The sequence below is a fragment of the Nigerium sp. genome (assembly GCF_039811905.1).
Lineage (GTDB): Bacteria > Actinomycetota > Actinomycetes > Propionibacteriales > Propionibacteriaceae > Propioniciclava.
The window spans coordinates 25246-41280 of sequence record NZ_JBDHZL010000018.1 but is presented as its reverse complement, the minus strand read 5'-3'; the positions used below and the strand labels follow the sequence as shown (position 1 = coordinate 41280).

Annotated in this window: 16 protein-coding genes; 3 read left to right on the top strand and 13 right to left on the bottom strand. The window is 72.6% G+C overall.

The window, feature by feature from the left end:
- From WMJ97_RS05610 to WMJ97_RS05590, 5 genes are all read right to left on the bottom strand, one after another.
- Positions 1-1009, bottom strand: a 1009-nt coding sequence (locus WMJ97_RS05610) for a serine/threonine-protein kinase (protein ID WP_347347992.1), incomplete at its 3' end; no start/stop codon positions are given.
- A 131-nt stretch (positions 1010-1140) separates the two neighbouring features.
- Positions 1141-1896 (bottom strand): ethanolamine ammonia-lyase subunit EutC, encoded by a 756-nt coding sequence (eutC, locus tag WMJ97_RS05605; RefSeq protein ID WP_347347991.1) that lies wholly within the window; start codon positions 1894-1896, stop codon positions 1141-1143.
- Positions 1897-1901: 5 nt separating this feature from the next.
- Positions 1902-3311: an ethanolamine ammonia-lyase subunit EutB gene (locus WMJ97_RS05600; RefSeq protein WP_347347990.1), complete on the bottom strand. Its 1410-nt coding sequence runs from the start codon at positions 3309-3311 to the stop codon at positions 1902-1904.
- Complete coding sequence (gene eat / locus WMJ97_RS05595; RefSeq protein ID WP_347347989.1) at positions 3308-4750, bottom strand: ethanolamine permease; 1443 nt, start codon at positions 4748-4750, stop codon at positions 3308-3310. Before eat ends, WMJ97_RS05600 begins: the two co-directional genes overlap by 4 nt.
- Before the next feature lie 282 nt (positions 4751-5032).
- Positions 5033-5614 (bottom strand): TetR/AcrR family transcriptional regulator, encoded by a 582-nt coding sequence (locus WMJ97_RS05590; protein ID WP_347347988.1) that lies wholly within the window; start codon positions 5612-5614, stop codon positions 5033-5035.
- An 80-nt stretch (positions 5615-5694) separates the two neighbouring features.
- Here WMJ97_RS05590 and WMJ97_RS05585 point away from each other — a divergent pair, with 80 nt between their 5' ends.
- The 3 genes from WMJ97_RS05585 to WMJ97_RS05575 all read left to right on the top strand — a co-directional run bounded on the left by WMJ97_RS05585 (position 5695) and on the right by WMJ97_RS05575 (position 7616).
- A complete protein-coding gene (locus WMJ97_RS05585; RefSeq protein ID WP_347347987.1) occupies positions 5695-5925 on the top strand; it encodes a hypothetical protein in 231 nt (76 codons plus the stop codon).
- Positions 5922-6395 carry an anthrone oxygenase family protein gene (locus WMJ97_RS05580; RefSeq protein WP_347347986.1) on the top strand — a complete coding sequence of 158 codons (474 nt, stop codon included), beginning with the start codon at positions 5922-5924 and terminating at the stop codon, positions 6393-6395. The genes WMJ97_RS05585 and WMJ97_RS05580 overlap by 4 nt, the downstream gene beginning before the upstream one ends.
- 84 nt (positions 6396-6479) lie before the next feature.
- The gene (locus WMJ97_RS05575; protein WP_347347985.1) at positions 6480-7616 is read left to right on the top strand and encodes a DegT/DnrJ/EryC1/StrS family aminotransferase; all 1137 of its coding nucleotides are present in this window, start codon (positions 6480-6482) and stop codon (positions 7614-7616) included.
- A gap of 2 nt (positions 7617-7618) precedes the next feature.
- On the opposite strand, the gene WMJ97_RS05570 is transcribed toward WMJ97_RS05575, so the two are convergent.
- The 8 genes from WMJ97_RS05570 to WMJ97_RS05535 form a co-directional block, all read right to left on the bottom strand.
- Complete coding sequence (locus WMJ97_RS05570) at positions 7619-8341, bottom strand: protein phosphatase 2C domain-containing protein (RefSeq protein ID WP_347347984.1); 723 nt, start codon at positions 8339-8341, stop codon at positions 7619-7621.
- A gap of 191 nt (positions 8342-8532) precedes the next feature.
- Positions 8533-8874, bottom strand: coding sequence for a TfoX/Sxy family protein (locus WMJ97_RS05565; protein ID WP_347347983.1), 342 nt, complete (start codon positions 8872-8874; stop codon positions 8533-8535).
- A gap of 50 nt (positions 8875-8924) precedes the next feature.
- Positions 8925-10175, bottom strand: coding sequence for a tRNA guanosine(34) transglycosylase Tgt (gene tgt / locus WMJ97_RS05560; RefSeq protein WP_347347982.1), 1251 nt, complete (start codon positions 10173-10175; stop codon positions 8925-8927).
- Complete coding sequence (locus tag WMJ97_RS05555; protein ID WP_347347981.1) at positions 10172-10903, bottom strand: 16S rRNA (uracil(1498)-N(3))-methyltransferase; 732 nt, start codon at positions 10901-10903, stop codon at positions 10172-10174. Before WMJ97_RS05555 ends, tgt begins: the two co-directional genes overlap by 4 nt.
- A complete protein-coding gene (dnaJ, locus tag WMJ97_RS05550; RefSeq protein ID WP_347347980.1) occupies positions 10903-12090 on the bottom strand; it encodes a molecular chaperone DnaJ in 1188 nt (395 codons plus the stop codon). Before dnaJ ends, WMJ97_RS05555 begins: the two co-directional genes overlap by 1 nt.
- A 3-nt stretch (positions 12091-12093) precedes the next feature.
- Entirely contained in the window at positions 12094-13107 is a 1014-nt protein-coding gene (hrcA, locus tag WMJ97_RS05545) for a heat-inducible transcriptional repressor HrcA (protein ID WP_347347979.1), read from the bottom strand.
- 93 nt (positions 13108-13200) lie between these two features.
- Complete coding sequence (locus tag WMJ97_RS05540; protein WP_347347978.1) at positions 13201-13599, bottom strand: phage holin family protein; 399 nt, start codon at positions 13597-13599, stop codon at positions 13201-13203.
- 82 nt (positions 13600-13681) lie between these two features.
- A complete protein-coding gene (locus tag WMJ97_RS05535; protein ID WP_347347977.1) occupies positions 13682-15946 on the bottom strand; it encodes a glycoside hydrolase family 3 C-terminal domain-containing protein in 2265 nt (754 codons plus the stop codon).
- Positions 15947-16035: the final 89 nt, after the last annotated feature.

Sequence of the window (16035 nt, the reverse complement as noted above, 5' to 3'; positions counted from 1 at the left end):
GGGGCGCGATCAGCCCCCACACCCCGAGCGCCCCCGCGGCGATCGCGACCGTGAGCCCTCCGACAAGCCAGGGCGCCGGGTGGCGTCCGCTCGGGTGTGCGCGCGGGGACGCCTCGGGCGCGTCACCGCCGTCCGCCAGCCAGTCGGTGCGCGGCAGCCCCAGGTCGCTCTGCAGGGCGCGCAGTTCGGCGCCGAAGGCCCGGGCGGACGCCGGCCGCCGGGACGGATCGGCGTCCAGCGCCCGGCGCAGCAGCCGGGCGAGGCCGTCGGGGACGTCCCCGGGGAGGGCGCCGAGGCGTCCCGCCCGCACCCGGCGCAGCAGCGCGGCGGGCGTGTCGTCGCCGGACGGGTCGGCGTAGGGCGCGCGCCCGGCGAGCAAGGTCCAGAGGGTGGCGGCCAGCGCGTACACCTCGGACGCCTCGGTGGCCGGCTCACCGCCCAGCAGCAGTTCGGGGGCCGTCCAGGGCAGGGACGCCCCGGCCTCGTCGGCGTCCGGGCCGGCGGCGAGCGCGAAGTCGGCGAGAATGGGCGTCCCGTAGGCGCTGACGAGCACGTTCGCCGGCTTGATGTCGCGGTGCAGCAGTCCGGCCGCGTGCAGCGTCGCGACCGCGCCGGACAGCTGGACGCCGAGGCGCAGGGCCTCCTCGACGCCGACCGCGCCCGCCCGGTCGGCGAGCGTCGCCCCGGGGTCGTGGCGCATCACCAGGTAGGGACGCCCGTCGGGCGCGACGCCGACCGCGTACACCTCCGCGATGTGGGGGTGCTCGACGGCGGCCAGCGCGTTCGCCTCGGCCACCAGGGACGCCGCGGCGGCGGGGTCGCGCTCCCGCAGGACCTTCACGGCGACCAGCCGGTGCGGGAGGCGCTGACGGTAGAGGTGGACGTCCGCCTGGCCGCCCGACCCCAGCGGCCGGACGTACTCGAATCCCTCCAGCGCGGGCGCTGGGGAGGTCGCCGGGGTGACGGGCGTCCACCGGGGCCGAGGGGCGCCGGCAGGAGGGGTCGTCATGCTGCCTCCGGTCGTCGCGCGGGCTGGAGCCCGCACGCTAACAACCCTCGTCAGGGCCGGAGCGCGTATCGCCCAACCGGCATTCGACCCCCCACGCCGCGGGCGTCCGTTCCCCGGGCACAGGAGCCGGCTCAGCCCCCCAGTGCGCGGTCGACGCCGATGTCCTTCACGGCGACACCCGAGCGCCCCAACTCGCGCGAGGCCCCGAGCAGCCGGACGGCCGTCGCGGCGGCCTGCCGGTACCCGAGTCCCTCGGGCGGATGGATGTTCGAGATGCAGTTTCTCTCCGAGTCGGCACGCCCAGGCCGGGGGCGATGCGTCAGGTAGAGGCCGAGGCTGTCGGCCACCGACAACCCCGGACGCTCGCCGATCAGCACCAGCAGCGTGCCGAGCCCCAACGCCTCCCCCACGTGGTCGCCGAGCGCGACCCGCGCGTTCGTCGCGATCACGAGCGGCGCGCGGGTCAGGTCGCCCGGGAGGGCGTCCAGCAGGGCGGCGACCATCGCGGGGCCGTGGTCCATGACCGCCCGGGGCGACAGTCCGTCGGCCAGCACGATCCCGACGTCGAACCCGGCGCCGGCCTCCGCCAGGCCGCCCAGGTCGGCGGGGAGGCGTCCGAGATCGGGCCGCCGGACGTATTCGTCGCGGTCCGCCGCCCGGCTGGTCACCTGGTAGGCCTCGGGGACGCCGGCGTCCGCGAGGCCCTCGACGAGCGACGGGACGTCCAGCGGGGTCGTCACCGCGTCCCGCGCCAGCGCGTGCGCCTCGCGCAGGGCGAGGCGGTGCGCCGTCGGGAGCCCGTCGCCCGTGTGCCCCAGGCCGATCCGCGCCTGGGTGGTGCGGCGCAGCGGCGCCCAGAACTCGCTGATCTGCACGTCGTCGCCCACGCCGCTCACCTCCGCACCAGCTCGGCCAGCGGCGACCCGATCGGGTCGCGGGGCACCACATGCCCCGCCCGGTCGGCCATGTCCATGCGCTCGAGCCAGGCCTCGAACTCGGGCGCCGGGCGCAGCCCCAGCGACCGGCGCACGGCCAGCGCGTTGTGGAACGACAGGCTCTGATAGCCCAGCATGACGTCGTCGGTCCCCGGGACGCAGATCACGTAGTTCGTCCCGGCCGCCGCCAGCAGGGTGAGCAGCGCGTCCATGTCGTCGTCGTCGGCCTCGGCGTGGTTCGTGTAGCAGACGTCCACCCCCATCGGGACGCCGAGCAGCTTGCCGCAGAAGTTGTCCTCCAGCCCGGCCCGGATGATCTGCTTGCCGTCGTGGAGGTACTCGGGCCCGATGAACCCGACCACGGTGTTCAGCAGCAGCGGCGAGAAGGCCCGCGCGACGCCGTAGGCGCGGGCCTCCAGCGTCTGCTCGTCGACCGGACGCCCGCCGACGCCGCGATGCGCGTCCGCCGAGAGCGCCGAGCCCTGACCGGTCTCGAAGTACATGACGTTGTCGCCGACGACCCCGCGCCGGAGCGAGCGAGCCGCCTCGTCGGCCTCCCGCAGGATCGCCAGCGTCACGCCGAAGCCGGTGTTCGCCTTCTCGGTGCCCGCGATCGACTGGAACGGCAGATCCACCGGGACGCCGGCCTCGATCAGCCCGATCGTCGTCGTCACGTGCGTCAGGACGCACGACTGGGTGGGGATGTCGAGCCGCTGCCGGACGTCGTCGATCAGGTAGAGCAGGTCGGCGGACGCCTGCGGCGAGTCGGACGCGGGGTTGATGCCGACCACGGCGTCCCCCGACCCCAGCAGGAGGCCGTCGAGGATGGCCGCCGAGACGCCCGCCGGGTCGTCCGTCGGGTGGTTCGGCTGCAGCCGCGTGGCGAGGGTGCCCTTGAGGCCGAGGGTCGTCCGGAAGCCGGACGTCACCTGCACCGCCCCGGAGACCGAGATCAGGTCCTGCAGCGACATGAGCTTGCTCACCGCCGCCGCCATCTCGGGGGTGAGCCCGGGCGCCAGGGCCGTGAGGATCGCCGAGGAGTCGGGCCGCGTCGCGACGTCGAGCAGCCAGTTCCGGAACTCGCCCACCGTCAGGGAGGACACCGGCGCGAAGGCGTCCGGGTCGTGGGAATCCATGATGAGTCGGGTGACCTCATCGGTCTCGTACGGCACGACCTCCTCGTTGAGGAAGGTCGCCAGAGGCTCGTCGGCCAGTGCCCACTGGGCCGCGATCCGCTCGGCGGCCGAGGACGCCGCGCAGCCGGCCAGCTCGTCGCCCGAGCGCTTCGGGGTCGCCTTCGCCAGGAGGTCGACCAGGCCGTCGAAGCGGTAGGTCGTCCCGTTCAGCGCGTGCGTCCGGACGGTCACGCGACCTCCCCCTCCGCCGACGTGAGGGCCGCGAACTCCTCGTCCGGGGAGTTGGCGACGAGGTGGTGGCGGCTGTAGAGGCCGAAGTAGGCCATCATCGCGGCGAAGGCCGCGAACGTCAGGCCGGCCGCCCGCACGTCCACGAGGAAGGTCGCGATGACGGACGCCGCCGCGATGACCAGGGCGACCGCGGTCGTCGCGATGCCGCCCGGGGTCTTGTAGGGCCGCACGAGCGCGGGCTGCTTCACGCGCAGGACGATGTGGCTCACCATGATGAGAACGTAGCTGACGGCCGCGCCGAACACCGCCATGTTGAGCAGCATCGCCCCTTGTCCGGTGAGGGAGAGCACGAACCCGATCACACCCGGCACGACGATCGCCAACACGGGGGCCTTGCGCGAGTTCGTCACCGACAGGCGCGTCGGCAGGTAGCCCGCCCGCGAGAGGGCGAACGTCTGCCGCGAGTAGGCGTACATGATCGAGAAGAAGCTCGCGACCAGGCCCGCGAGGCCGATGTAGTTCACGACCCGAGCCCAGACGGAATCGCCGAGCGCGAGCACCAGCGGGTTGCCGGACTCGGCGATCTGCTGCGCGCCGCCGGCCCCGGGGGCCAGCACGAGCACGAGCGCGCCCGTGACGACGAGGGCGCACATGGCGAGGATGATGCCGCGCGGCACGTCCTTGGCCGGGTCGTCCGCCTCCTCGGCCGCCAGCGGGACGCCCTCGACCGCGAGGAAGAACCAGATCGCGAACGGCAGGGCCGCCCAGATGCCGAGCGTCCCGAACGGCAGGAACGGGGACGCCCCGGCCGCCGCCTGGTCCACCGGAATGTTCGTCAGGTTCGCGGGGTGGAACATCCCCAGCGCCGCGACGACGAACACGACCAGGCCCACCAAGGCGATCGCCGTGATGACGAACATGGTCTTGAGCGCCTCGCCCGCCCCGGTCAGGTGGATCGCCATGAAGATCGCGTACACCGCGAGGTACACCCACCAGCCGTCGGTGATGCCGAACAGGTGCAGCGACTCGACGTAGGCCCCGATGAACGTCGCGATGGCGGCCGGGGCGATCGTGTACTCGATCAGCACGGCGGCGCCGGTCGCGAAGCCACCCCAGGGCCCCAGGGCGGCTCGCGCGAACGTGTAGCCGCCGCCGGCCGCCGGGAGCGCCGAGGAGAGCTCGGCCATGCCCAGCACCATGCAGAAGTACATGACGGCGATGATCCCGAAGGCGATCAGCAGGCCGCCGAAGCCGCCCTCGGCCAGGCCGCCGTTCCACCCCGAGAAGTCGCCCGAGATCACGTAGCTGACGCCGAGCCCGGCGAGCAGGATCCACCCAGCGGAGCCGGATTTCAACGACCGCTTCTCCAGGTAGTCGGCGGACTCCGTGCGGGCGTCGGGGGCCCCGCCGCCCGACGGTTGACGCGTATCGATGGACATGGTGCCTCTGCTTCCCGGTGGGTCGAATCGCCAGGCCGACCCCGTCCGAGCAGCCGGCACCAGAGTCGTCGCCGGCGACAGGTCTCGTTCGATTATTCGCCGGGAATGGGCGTCCGCCTCTCGAAAAAGGGGCCTGTCATCGACGCGTAACGAGACCGTTCGCTCCGGCCCCGACGGCGCCACGAGTGCGTAACACGTCCGTCGCTTCGCTGCACGATGGTGCGTTCGATAGTTCAGGACGCGGGCGTCCGTTCTGCTGGCGCCGCGGACCCACAACCGAGCTCAGCCGGTGACGCACGCGATGAGCCGCCGCAGCAGCAGCTCGCGGCCCGGCCACGGGAACAGGGGCTTGGACTCGGGCAGGGTGACGATCCCGTGGAGCCCGCACCACAGCACGGTGCCGACCTCCAGCGGGTCCCCGGTGGCGCCGCAGCGGATCGCCAGCCGCCCGAGCCGCCGCACCATCTCGGCCCCCGGCGCCGCCTCGTCGGGCCGGTCGCCGGACGGGACCGCCGCGAACATCACCCGGTAGTTGCCCGGGTGCTGCTCGGCGTAACCGACGTACGCGGCGCAGCGCTCCCACAACTCCGCCTCCGGCGAGGCGGCTCGGTCGGCGGCGGCCGCCATCGCCCGGTCCAACTCGGCGAACCGGGTCGCGAGCACCGCGCCGACCAATTCGCCCTTGTCGGCGAAGTGCAGGTACACGCTCGGCGCCGAGACCCCGGCCTGTCTGGCCACGGCGCGCAACGACAACGACTCCTCACCCGGCAGCGATTCGAGCAACTGGCTGGCCGCGCGGATCAGTTCCTGCCTCAGGCGCTCGCCCTCGCCGCGGGCGTTGCGCCGCCGTGTCGTCTGCGTCACCTGGCACTCTCCCTTCCCTTGACGAACACCCTAACGCATGTAACCTTACATACGTAAACATACGAGAAAGGTGATCCCCCATGCCCAGTCCGGCGAAGCTCCGCGCGATCGTGCGCTCCGTTCACGTGGCGATCGCGGCGATCGCGGCCCTCGCGATCTACCTCCCCCTGGCGCCCGCCGAGACCGCCCGTCTGGTCCTGGCCGCCGGAGCCCTCCCGCTGATGGCGCTCTCCGGGCTCTTCATGGCCAAGCAGGCCGCCCTGCGCCGGCTGGTCGGACGCCGGACGCGCGCGACCGGAGCGGCCCGATGAGCGCCGCCTACGCCGTCGCGGCCGGTCTGCACCTGTTCAGCGTCGGCTTGGTGGTGGGCTTCATGGCGATCACGCTGTGGGCCCTGATCCCGGCCCAGCACCTGCTCGACGGAGCGGGCTACGCGACGATGGAGGCGGGCATGAACCGGGTCCTGCAACCGCTCATGCCCGTGCTGCTGGTGCTGGCGTTGCTCAGCGGGCTGGCTGCCACCGTGCTCGCCTTCGCCGCCGGACTGCCGGGCGCCTGGTGGCAGCTGGCCGCGGCGGTGGGCGTCGCGGCGATGGCGTCCTCCACGCTGGTCATCAATCACCCCGTGAACAACGCGATCAACGGGTGGGATCCGGCCGATCTTCCGCCCGACTGGCGGCGGAGCCGAGCCCGCTGGGAGCTGGGCCACCGGATCCGGGTCACCGTCGGGCTGCCCGCTTTCGCCTGCGCGATCGTGGCGGTGCTGCTCGTGGCGTCGTGAATCGGCGCGGGCAGCACGCGCGCCGCACGAGTCTCGGGCCGTTTCCCCAGGGCCGCGGCCGTGGCGATCTAGGCTGGTGCGGCCATGAGTACCGCTGACGACGTCCGGGGCTGGCTTGCCGCGCGCTCCGGCACCGATGCGGACGACTGGTTCCTCGTCTCGAAGGCGCGGCACGGCCTGGAGGTGCTCCTCTCCGCCGTCGCCGCGTGCCGGGGACCGGGCACCGTGGTCACGCAGCCGTTCACGTGCATCACCGCGGTGAACCCGATCCTCGCGGCGGGCCTGACCCCGGCGTGGGCGGAAACGTCGCCCGCCACGCTCTCCCTGGACGTCCGTTCCCTTCCACGGGCGCTCTCCCCCGCCACCCGCGCCGTGGTCGTGCAGCACACGTTCGGCCCGGTGGCCGACGTCTCCTCGGCCCGCGCAGCCGTCCCCGCCGGCGTGGTCATCGTGGAGGATTCCGCCCACGCGCTCGGGACCGTGAGCCCGGCCGCCGACGTCTCCGTCCACAGCTTCGGCCTCGACAAGATGCTGCCGACCCGCGCCGGCGGCGCCGTCTGGGTCAACCCCGCGATCGAGCCCGCGCTCGGAGGCGAGTTGATCGCGCGCCTGTCGACGCTGCCCGCCCCGACGGCTCTCGCGAGGGTCGCCTTTCGCGCCACCCCGCCGATTCGCCGCGCCGCGGGACGCCTCGGCGTCGCGGGGCACGCGGCGTTCGATCTGCTCGCGCGCGCCGGCCTCGTGGACCCGTCGATCCACCCGGCCGAGGAGCGCGGCGTCAACGTCGGCCCCGCCACCGCGCTGGGCGGGCCGGCCCTCGCGGCCGTCGCCGCGTCCCTCCCCCGCTACGACAGCATCCGCGCGCACCGGCGCACCATCGCCGCCTCCTACCGGGAGGCGTTGGCCCGCGCGGCACGCGTCGAGATTCCTGCCGCGTTCGCCCGCGACGTGCCCCTCGTGCGGTTCCCCGTGCTGCTCCGCGACGCGGAGTCCGCCTCGGCGGCCTTCACGCTGCTCGATGCAGCCGGGGTCGAGCCGGGCGACTGGTACCGGCCCACGCTGTGCCCGGGACCCAAGGACCCCGGCAGGTACGGGTACGACCCCGCGGCGACGCCGGTGGCCACCGATCTCTCGCAGCGCGTGCTCAACCTGCCCACGGCTCCGTTCGTCACCCAGGAACTCGCGCGCTCGGCGGTCGCCGCCCTCCAGGCGGCCGCCTGACCTCAGTCCCCGATCTGCAGGACGACCACCGTCACGTTGTCGTGCCCGCCGGCATCGAGAGCGGCGGCCACGAGGGCGTCCGCCGTGGACTGGGGGTCGGCGTCCTGCGCCATGATCGCGGCGATCTGGACGTCGGTGAGCTCGGAGTTCAGCCCGTCGGAGCAGACGACGAACCGCTCGCCGGGCACCTGCGGCCGCTCGACGTAGTCGGGCTCGGGCACCAGCCGCGAACCAAGGCTGCGGGTGATCACGTTGCGCAGCGGGTGGACGCGGCCCTCGTCGGGCGTGAGGGCACCGGCCGCGATGAGTTCCTCCACCTCGGAATGGTCGACGGTGACGCGCGTCAGCTCGCCGCCGAGCCACGAGTAGACGCGCGAGTCGCCGACGTTGAAGACGAGCCACCGCTCGCCGGCGTCCGTCGAGATGCCGGCCAGCCCGGTGACCGTGCTGCCGAGCCCCTGCGCCACCGGGTGCGAGATGCCGTAGCCGACCACCGCGGTGTTGGCCTCGCGCAGCGCCGTCTCGATGTCGCCCCGCCGAAGCGCCGGAGCGTCGCGGAGGCGGTCGAACCGCTCGGCGATGAGATGGCTCGCGACGTCGCCGGCCGCGTGGCCCCCCATGCCGTCCGCCACCATCCAGAGGCGCCGACCGATGACGTAGGAGTCCTCGTTCAGGCGGCGCACTCGCCCCACGTCGGTGCGCGCGCCGGTGGAAACGGTCAGCATGGTCCCTCTTCTTCCCCGTTGTCCGCTGGGCTTCGCACCCTGAACACTAGCAACGTCGACCCAGGCCAGACGAGGTTTTCTCGTCGGGGGCGGGGAAATCTCCCCTCCCCCGTCGGGCGGGCATTCGGGACGCGCTGTCGCGGGCGTCCGCGTCTCGCGCGAGGAGAACCGACGCGGGTGCGCTGGCGGCCTTACCGCCTCTTCCTTGGCCCTGCCCGGCGCGCTGCGGCCACCCCGCGCGCGACCAGGGCGCGCAGGCTCTCGTCGGACGCCGTGGCCGCGGCGTCCGCCAGCATCCAGCCGCGGATCGGGCCGCCGCGCATCTCCATGGGGGCCAGGCCCCGGACTCCGGCGAGTTCGGCGGCGTCGGAGGGGGTCACGCGCAGCATCAGGCTGCCGCCGCTGCCGGCGGCGACGGCCATCGCGCCGTCGATCATGAAGCCGAGCCCGCCGAACATCGCACGCTCGCTCACCGCGGACTCCTCCGCCAGCGCGACGCGGATGCGGTCGGCCAGTTCCGGGTCGTATGCCATGCCCGACGATCTCACGGCCGGGACGCCGCCGTCGACCGGGGCGGCCCGGTTCAGCGAGCCGTGCGGGCGTGAAAGCGACCGAGGAACTCGTCGCGGAAGGCGTCCAGCTCACCGCGCTCCATCGCGGCCCTGATGTCGTCGACCAGCCGGACGGTGAACCGCTCGTTGTGGATCGTCGCCAACGTCGACGACAGCATCTCCTTCGCCTTGAACAGGTGGAACACGTACGCGCGGCTGTAGTGCGCGCACGTGTAGCAGTCGCAGCCGTCCTCCAACGGGCCGAAGGCCCAGCGATTCCGGGCGGTGTTGACGTTGTAGCGCCCGTCGGCGGTGTAGATCGCGCCGTTGCGGGCCACGCGCGAGGGGTTCACGCAGTCGAACGTGTCGGCGCCCGCGGCGACGGCCGCGAAGAAGTCCTCCGGTTCGGAGATGCCCAGCAGGTGCCGCGGCTTGTCAAAGGGCAGTTCCTCCGAGCACCAGCCGACGATCGTGCCGAGGTTCTCCTTCTCGAGGGCGCCGCCGATGCCGTAGCCGTCGAACCCGCGACCGTCGGCGTCCAGGCCGGCGAGCCCGGCCGCGGCCTTCCGGCGCAGGTCCTCGTACTGCGCGCCCTGCACCACCCCGAACAGCGCCTGGTAGGGCTTCCCCACCCGGGACGCCGTCAGCTCGGCGTGGGCGCGCAGGCAGCGCTCGGCCCAGCGGTGCGTCCGGTCGACGGACGCCTCCTGATAGCCTCGCGTGTTCATCAGGGTGGTCAGCTCGTCGAACGCGAACATGACGTCGGCGCCCAACTCGTGCTGGACGCGCATGCTGACCTCGGGCGTGAACCGGTGCCGGTCGCCGTTGAGGTGCGACTTGAACGTCACCCCGTCCTCGTCGACCTGCGCGAGGCGCTCCTTGCCGGCGGCGATCACGTCGTCGTTCGCGACGCCCGCCGTGTCCATCGCGAGCACCTTCTTGAAGCCGGCGCCCAGGCTCATCACCTGGAAGCCGCCCGAGTCGGTGAACGTCGGCCCCTGCCAGTTCATGAACCGCCCGAGCCCGCCCGCGGCGTCGACCAGGTCGGAGCCGGGCTGCAGGTACAGGTGGTACGCGTTGGCGAGGACGGCCTGCGCGCCGAGGCGCGCGACGTCCTCGGGGAGGACGGCCTTCACGGTCGCCTTCGTGCCGACGACGACGAACGCAGGCGTCCGGATCGTGCCGTGCGGCGTGGTGATGACGCCCGTGCGCCCCAGCCCGTTGTCGAGGACGACCCCCGGGGAGAACGAGAAGGACGCCGGGTCGCCCGGCCGGTCGCTCACCGCTCGGCCAGCACCTGCACCTGGGCGAGCGCGACGACGCCGGCGGTGGAGGTGCGCAGGACGCCGTCCGACAGCCGCACCGGACGCCCGCCGGCCGCGACGAAGGCGTCCAACTCCTCGGGGGCGATGCCGCCCTCGGGGCCGACGATCATCATGATCTCGCCCGAGCCGGGCAGCTCGATGTCGCCCAGGGACGCCTCGGCGTCCTCGTGCAGCACGAGCGTCAGCGCGGTCTGGCCGATGCGCTCGGCAAGTTCGCCCGTGCCCATCGGGAACCCGACCACCGGCACCCGGAAGCGCCGCGACTGCTTGGTGGCCTCGCGGGCGGTCGACCGCCAGCGGGTGAGGCCGCGTTGCGCGCGTTCCGGATCCCACTTCACGACCGACCGGGACGCCGGCCACGGCACGATCTCGTCGACGCCCAGCTCCGTCATGGTCTCGACCGCCAGCTCCTGCCGGTCGCCCTTCGCCAGCCCCTGCGCGACGACGTAGCGCCGCGGCTTGTCGGCGGTGTGCAGCACCTCGCTCACGCGCATGCGCAGGTCGGCGCGGCCGACCTCCGTCACCTCTCCCCGGACGGCGGTACCCGCACCGTCGGCGACCAGGATCGTCTCCCCGACGCGGATGCGCCGCACCGAGACGGCGTGCCGCCCCTCGTCGCCCATCACCTGGATGTCGGCGCCCACGGACGGGTCGTGGAGGTCGCCTAGGAAGAGTGCCTCGGTCATCAGCTCAGCGCGTCCTTCAAACGGTCGAACATGCCCTTGCGGGCCTTGTCCACCGAAGCCTCGGGACGGGTCTCGTTGCGCAACGTCGCGAACTGCCGCAGCAGCTCCCGCTGAGAGTCGTCGAGGTTCTTCGGCGTCTGCACCAACAGCGTAACGCCGAGGTCGCCGCGCCCGGGCCCGCGGAGACGCGGCACGCCGCGCCCCTCGACGGTCAGCCGGGTGCCCGATTGGGTGCCAGCCGGGACGCTCACCTTCACCTCGCGGTCTTCGGGCTTGCAATCCTCCCGCTCGGACTCGAGCGTCTTCAGGGTGAACTCCGTACCGAGCGCCGCGGCGACCATCGGGATCTTCGCCACGATCTCCAGGTTGTCGCCGTCGCGCTTGAACTCGTTGTGGGGGGCGACCGAGATCTCCACGTACAGGTCGCCCGCCGGGCCGCCGCCGGGGCCGACCTCGCCCTGGCTGTCGAGGTGGACGCGGTTGCCGGTGGTGACGCCCGCCGGGATCTTCACGTTGATGGTGCGCTGGCTACGCACCCGGCCCTCGCCGCTGCACTCGCCGCAGGCGTGCTCGATGACCGTGCCGTAGCCGCGGCAGGTCGGGCACGGCTGCACGGTGCGAATGTCACCCAGGAACGACCGCTGCACGGTCGTCACGTCGCCCTGCCCGTGGCAGGTGCCGCACTGGGTGGGCTCGGACCCGTCGGCGGACCCCTTGCCGTGACAGTTCGGGCACACGACGGCCGTGTCGACCTTGAGCGGCTTGGTCGTCCCGAAGGACGCCTCGGCGAGCGTCAGCGACAGGCGCACCAAGGCGTCCTGGCCGCGCCGCACGCGCGAGCGCGGCCCGCGGGACGCCTGCTGGCCGAACATCGCGCCGAGCAGGTCGCCCATGTCGAAGCCCGCCGCGCCGGCCCCGCCCGGGAAGCCGAAACCGCCCATGCCCGGCCCGCCCGGGCCACCGGCGCCGTGACCGAGCGGATCGCCGCCGCGGTCGTAGATCGCCTTCTTCTGCGGGTCGCGCAACACCTCGTATGCCTCGCCGATCGCCTTGAACTTCTCGGCGGCGTCGGGGGCGTCGTTGACGTCCGGATGGTACTTCATGGCCCACTTGCGGTAGGCCTTCCTGATGTCTTCTGCCGAGGCGTCCCGGGACACCCCGAGCAGCTCGTAGTAGTCAGCGCTCACGCATCATCCTTCTGCCAAGATCCGACCCACGTACCGGGCGACGGCGCGCACCGATGCGATGGTCGACGGATAGTCCATTCGGGTGGGGCCCACGATGCCCATCGTGGCCCACACATCGCGGTCGTGACCGTACGCGCTCGCGACCACCGAGGTGGCCTGCAGCGGCTCGTACGGGTTCTCCTGGCCGATACGCACGGTGACGCCGTCGGCCGTACCCGCCTCCCCCAGGAGGCGCAGCAGGATCACCTGCTCCTCCAGCGCCTCGAGCACCGGCTTCACGGTGGTCTCGAAGTCGTCGCCGAAGCGGGTCAAGTTCTGGACGCCGCCCACGACCACCCGGGTCGACGGGTCGACGGCCGCCATCTCCAGCAGCGTGGCGATCACCGTGGACGCCAGCGGCCGCTGGTCGGGCGGGAACTCCTCCAACACCGTGCCGAGCCGGTCGATCGAGGCGCTGGGCTGCAGCCCCACGAGGGCCCCCGCGAGGCGCGCGCGAACCTCGGCGAGGTCGTCGTCGCTCGCCACGCCGAGCTCGACCATGCGCTGCTCGACGCGGCCCAGGCTGTTCACGACGATGACGAGCGCCCGCTCGTCGCTCAGTCGGACGACCTCGACGTGCCGGATCGTCGCGCTGGAGAGCACCGGGTACTGCACGATCGCGACCTGATGGGTCAACTGGGCGAGCAGCCGGACGGTGCGCAGCACCACGTCCTCCACGTCCAACGCCCCGGCCATGAACGCCGAGATCGCGCGCCTCTCGGCCAGGCTCAGGGGCTTGACGGCGGCGAGGCGATCGACGAAGAGCCGATACCCCTTGTCGGTCGGGATACGCCCCGCGGAGGTGTGGGGCTGCATGATGTACCCCTCGTCCTCCAGCACCGCCATGTCGTTGCGCACGGTCGCCGGGGAGACCTTGAGGTTGTGCCGCTCGACGAGGGCGCGCGAACCCACGGGCTCCTGACTGGAGACGTAGTCGGTGACGATCGCCCTGAGGATCTCGAGCTTCCGGTCGTCCATGTCTCACCTCTTCCCGCGCGTGCTGGCACTCTTGGGCTCAGAGTGCCAGCCTACCGCGCGAACCCGCGCGCCGCGATCCGGCGCGTCGGCGTCCTACTGCGGGTAACGGTCCACCTCGGGCCGGTTGGCCCCCAGAACGCCGCTCACCAGCCAGCTCACCAGGCTGATGATGATCGACCCGATGAGTGCCGCCACGAAGCCGTTGACGTGGAAGCCGAGCCCGAGCACGCCGCAGAGCCACGACGTCAGCATGAGCATCAGCGCGTTGATGACGAACAGGAACAGGCCGAACGTCAGGACGATCAGGCACCCCGACAGCACTTGGGCGAACGGCTTGACGAGCGCGTTCACGAGCCCCAGGACGACGGCGACGCCCAGCAGCGTCAGCACCTGGGTCGTCGTGTTGTGCCCGGTGACCGTGATGCCCGGCACCAGCCAGGCGGCCACGCCCGTGGCGACGGCCGTGGCGATCAGACGAAGAAGCATCCTCATGCCACCGATGCTGCCAGGCCCGCGCAAGCGCGGGGGAGGCGTCCGGGTTCCGGCGTTCGGCGCCGGACCGCGGGACCGGGGGTCAGGCGCCGCGCACCGCCTGGACCTCCGCCAAGGCCGCCGACACGTGCTCGTAGCTCGGCTCGATCTCGAACGCGGACGCCAGCCGCTCCAGCGGGAAGTTCCCGATCAGGGTCATCAGGTCGGCGTCAGCGAAGAGTCCCGGCTCCACGTCGTCGGGGACGCCGCAGTGGCGGCGAAGGATCGCCATCGCCTCGGCGTCCGCGGCCCACTCCTGCGCCGTGGAGTTGAAGTCGATCGGGGCGGCGACGCGGGGGGCGTCCACGGCGATGGTCTCGGTGAGCTGCAGGTCGCGGCTGTGCGGACCCACCTCGATGACGAAGTCGCCCCCTTCGACGACCCAGGTGCGCGTCAACGCGGACCAGAACGAGAACGCGCGCTGGTCGAGCGTCACCTCGACACGGCGGGTCTCCCCCGGCTCGAGGAACACCTTCGCGAAACCCCTCAGCTCGCGCTTGGGCCGCAGCACGGACGCCTCCGGATCGGCCACGTACACCTGGACGACCTCGGCGCCCGCACGTTCGCCGACGTTCGTGACGTCGACGCCGACGCTCACCGCCAGATCCCCGGACGCCGCCGACCCCGACGGTTCCACGCTCAGGCCCCCCAGCTCGAACGTCGTGTAGGACAGGCCGTAGCCGAACGGGTAGGCCACCTCCTTGCTCGCGTAGTCGAAGCCGCGATAGCCGACCAACAGCCCCTCGCCGTAGCGCACCGAGCCCGAATCGCCCGGGAAGTTGCCGTACGCCGGGGAGTCCTCGAGGCGCAGCGGCAAGGTCTCGCAGAGGCGTCCGGCGGGGTTGACCTTGCCGGTCAGGACGTCCACCACGGCCCCGCCCACCGCCTGCCCGCCCAGCCACGCCTCGACGACGGCGGCCGGGTCGGCGTCCCAGGGGCGCATCGTCACCGCGGACCCGTTCGAGAGCACGACCACGGTGGCCGGGTTCGCCCGGACGACGGCGTACAGCAGCGCGAGCTGGTGCGCGGGCAACTCCATGTGGGACCGGTCGAAGCCCTCGGACTCCTCGGCGTCCGTCAGCCCCAGGAACACGACCGCGACGTCGGCGTTCCGGGCGGCCGCGACGGCCTCGTCGAGCAGTCCGTCATCGGGGCCGTCCAGCAGGAAGCCGGGCGCGAAATCGACGTCGGGGTACGCGTCGGCGAAGGCGTCCAGGGCGCTCTCGACGCGCGTCGCGTTGACCTGCGACGAGCCGCCGCCCTGGAAGCGGGTCGTGCGGGCGAACTCGCCGATGACGGCCACGCGGGCGTCCGGACGCAGGGGCAGCACCGGCTCGCCGCCGACCTGGGCGTTCTTCAGCAGCACGATGCCCTGCGCCGCCGCCTCGCGGGCGAGGGCGTGGTGGGCGTCCAGGTCGATCGAGTCCGGCTGGCGCCGGACGTGGCCGCCCCGCTCGACGAGTTCGAGGACGCGGCGGACGCAGGCGTCCACAGCCTCGATCGGGAGGTCGCCGGACTCCACCGCCGCGACCACCGCGGCGTCCGAGAGGCCCTTGGCGGGCGGCATCTCGAGGTCCAGGCCCGCGGCGACGGCCGCGGGCCGGTCGCCCACCGCGCCCCAGTCGCTGACGACCAGCCCCTCGAAGCCCCACTCGTCGCGCAGGACCTCGGTGAGCAGCCAATGGTTCTCGGACACGCGGACGCCGTTCAGCGTGTTGTAGGAGCACATGACGGTCCACGGCTGCGCGGTCTTGACGACGCGCTCGAAGGCCGGCAGGTAGATCTCGCGCAGCGTGCGCTCGTCGACGATCGCGTTGACACGCAGCCGGTCGGTCTCCTGGTTGTTCGCCGCGAAGTGCTTCACCGACGTCCCGATGCCGCCGCTCTGGACGCCCTCCACCATCGCCGCGCCGAGGACGCCGGCGAGGTACGGATCCTCGGAGATGTACTCGAAATTGCGCCCGCACAAGGGCGACCGCTTGATATTGACGCCCGGACCGAGCACGACCGCGACGCCGAGGGCGTCCGCCTCGGCCGCCAACGCGGCCCCGACCCGCCGGTTCAACTCGGGATCCCACGCCGCGTGCAGGTTGCTCGCCGTCGGGAAGCACGTCGCCGGCTCGGAGCCGCCGGTGCCGACGTGATCGCCCTGGCTCAGTTGCGTCCGCATGCCGTGCGGGCCGTCGGACATCATGATCGCCGGGACGCCGAGACGTTCGATCGCCGCGGTGTGCCAGAAATCACCCCCGATCAGCAAGCTCGCCTTCTCCGGAAGGGTGAGTTCGGAGACGATCTTATCGATGTCCATGAAGGGCCTCCTCGCCTGGGGTGTCCGCCCCAGTATGGTCCGCGTGGCGCTCCCTGCGAACACCCCGAGGCCGGTGTCCGCCCTCTCGC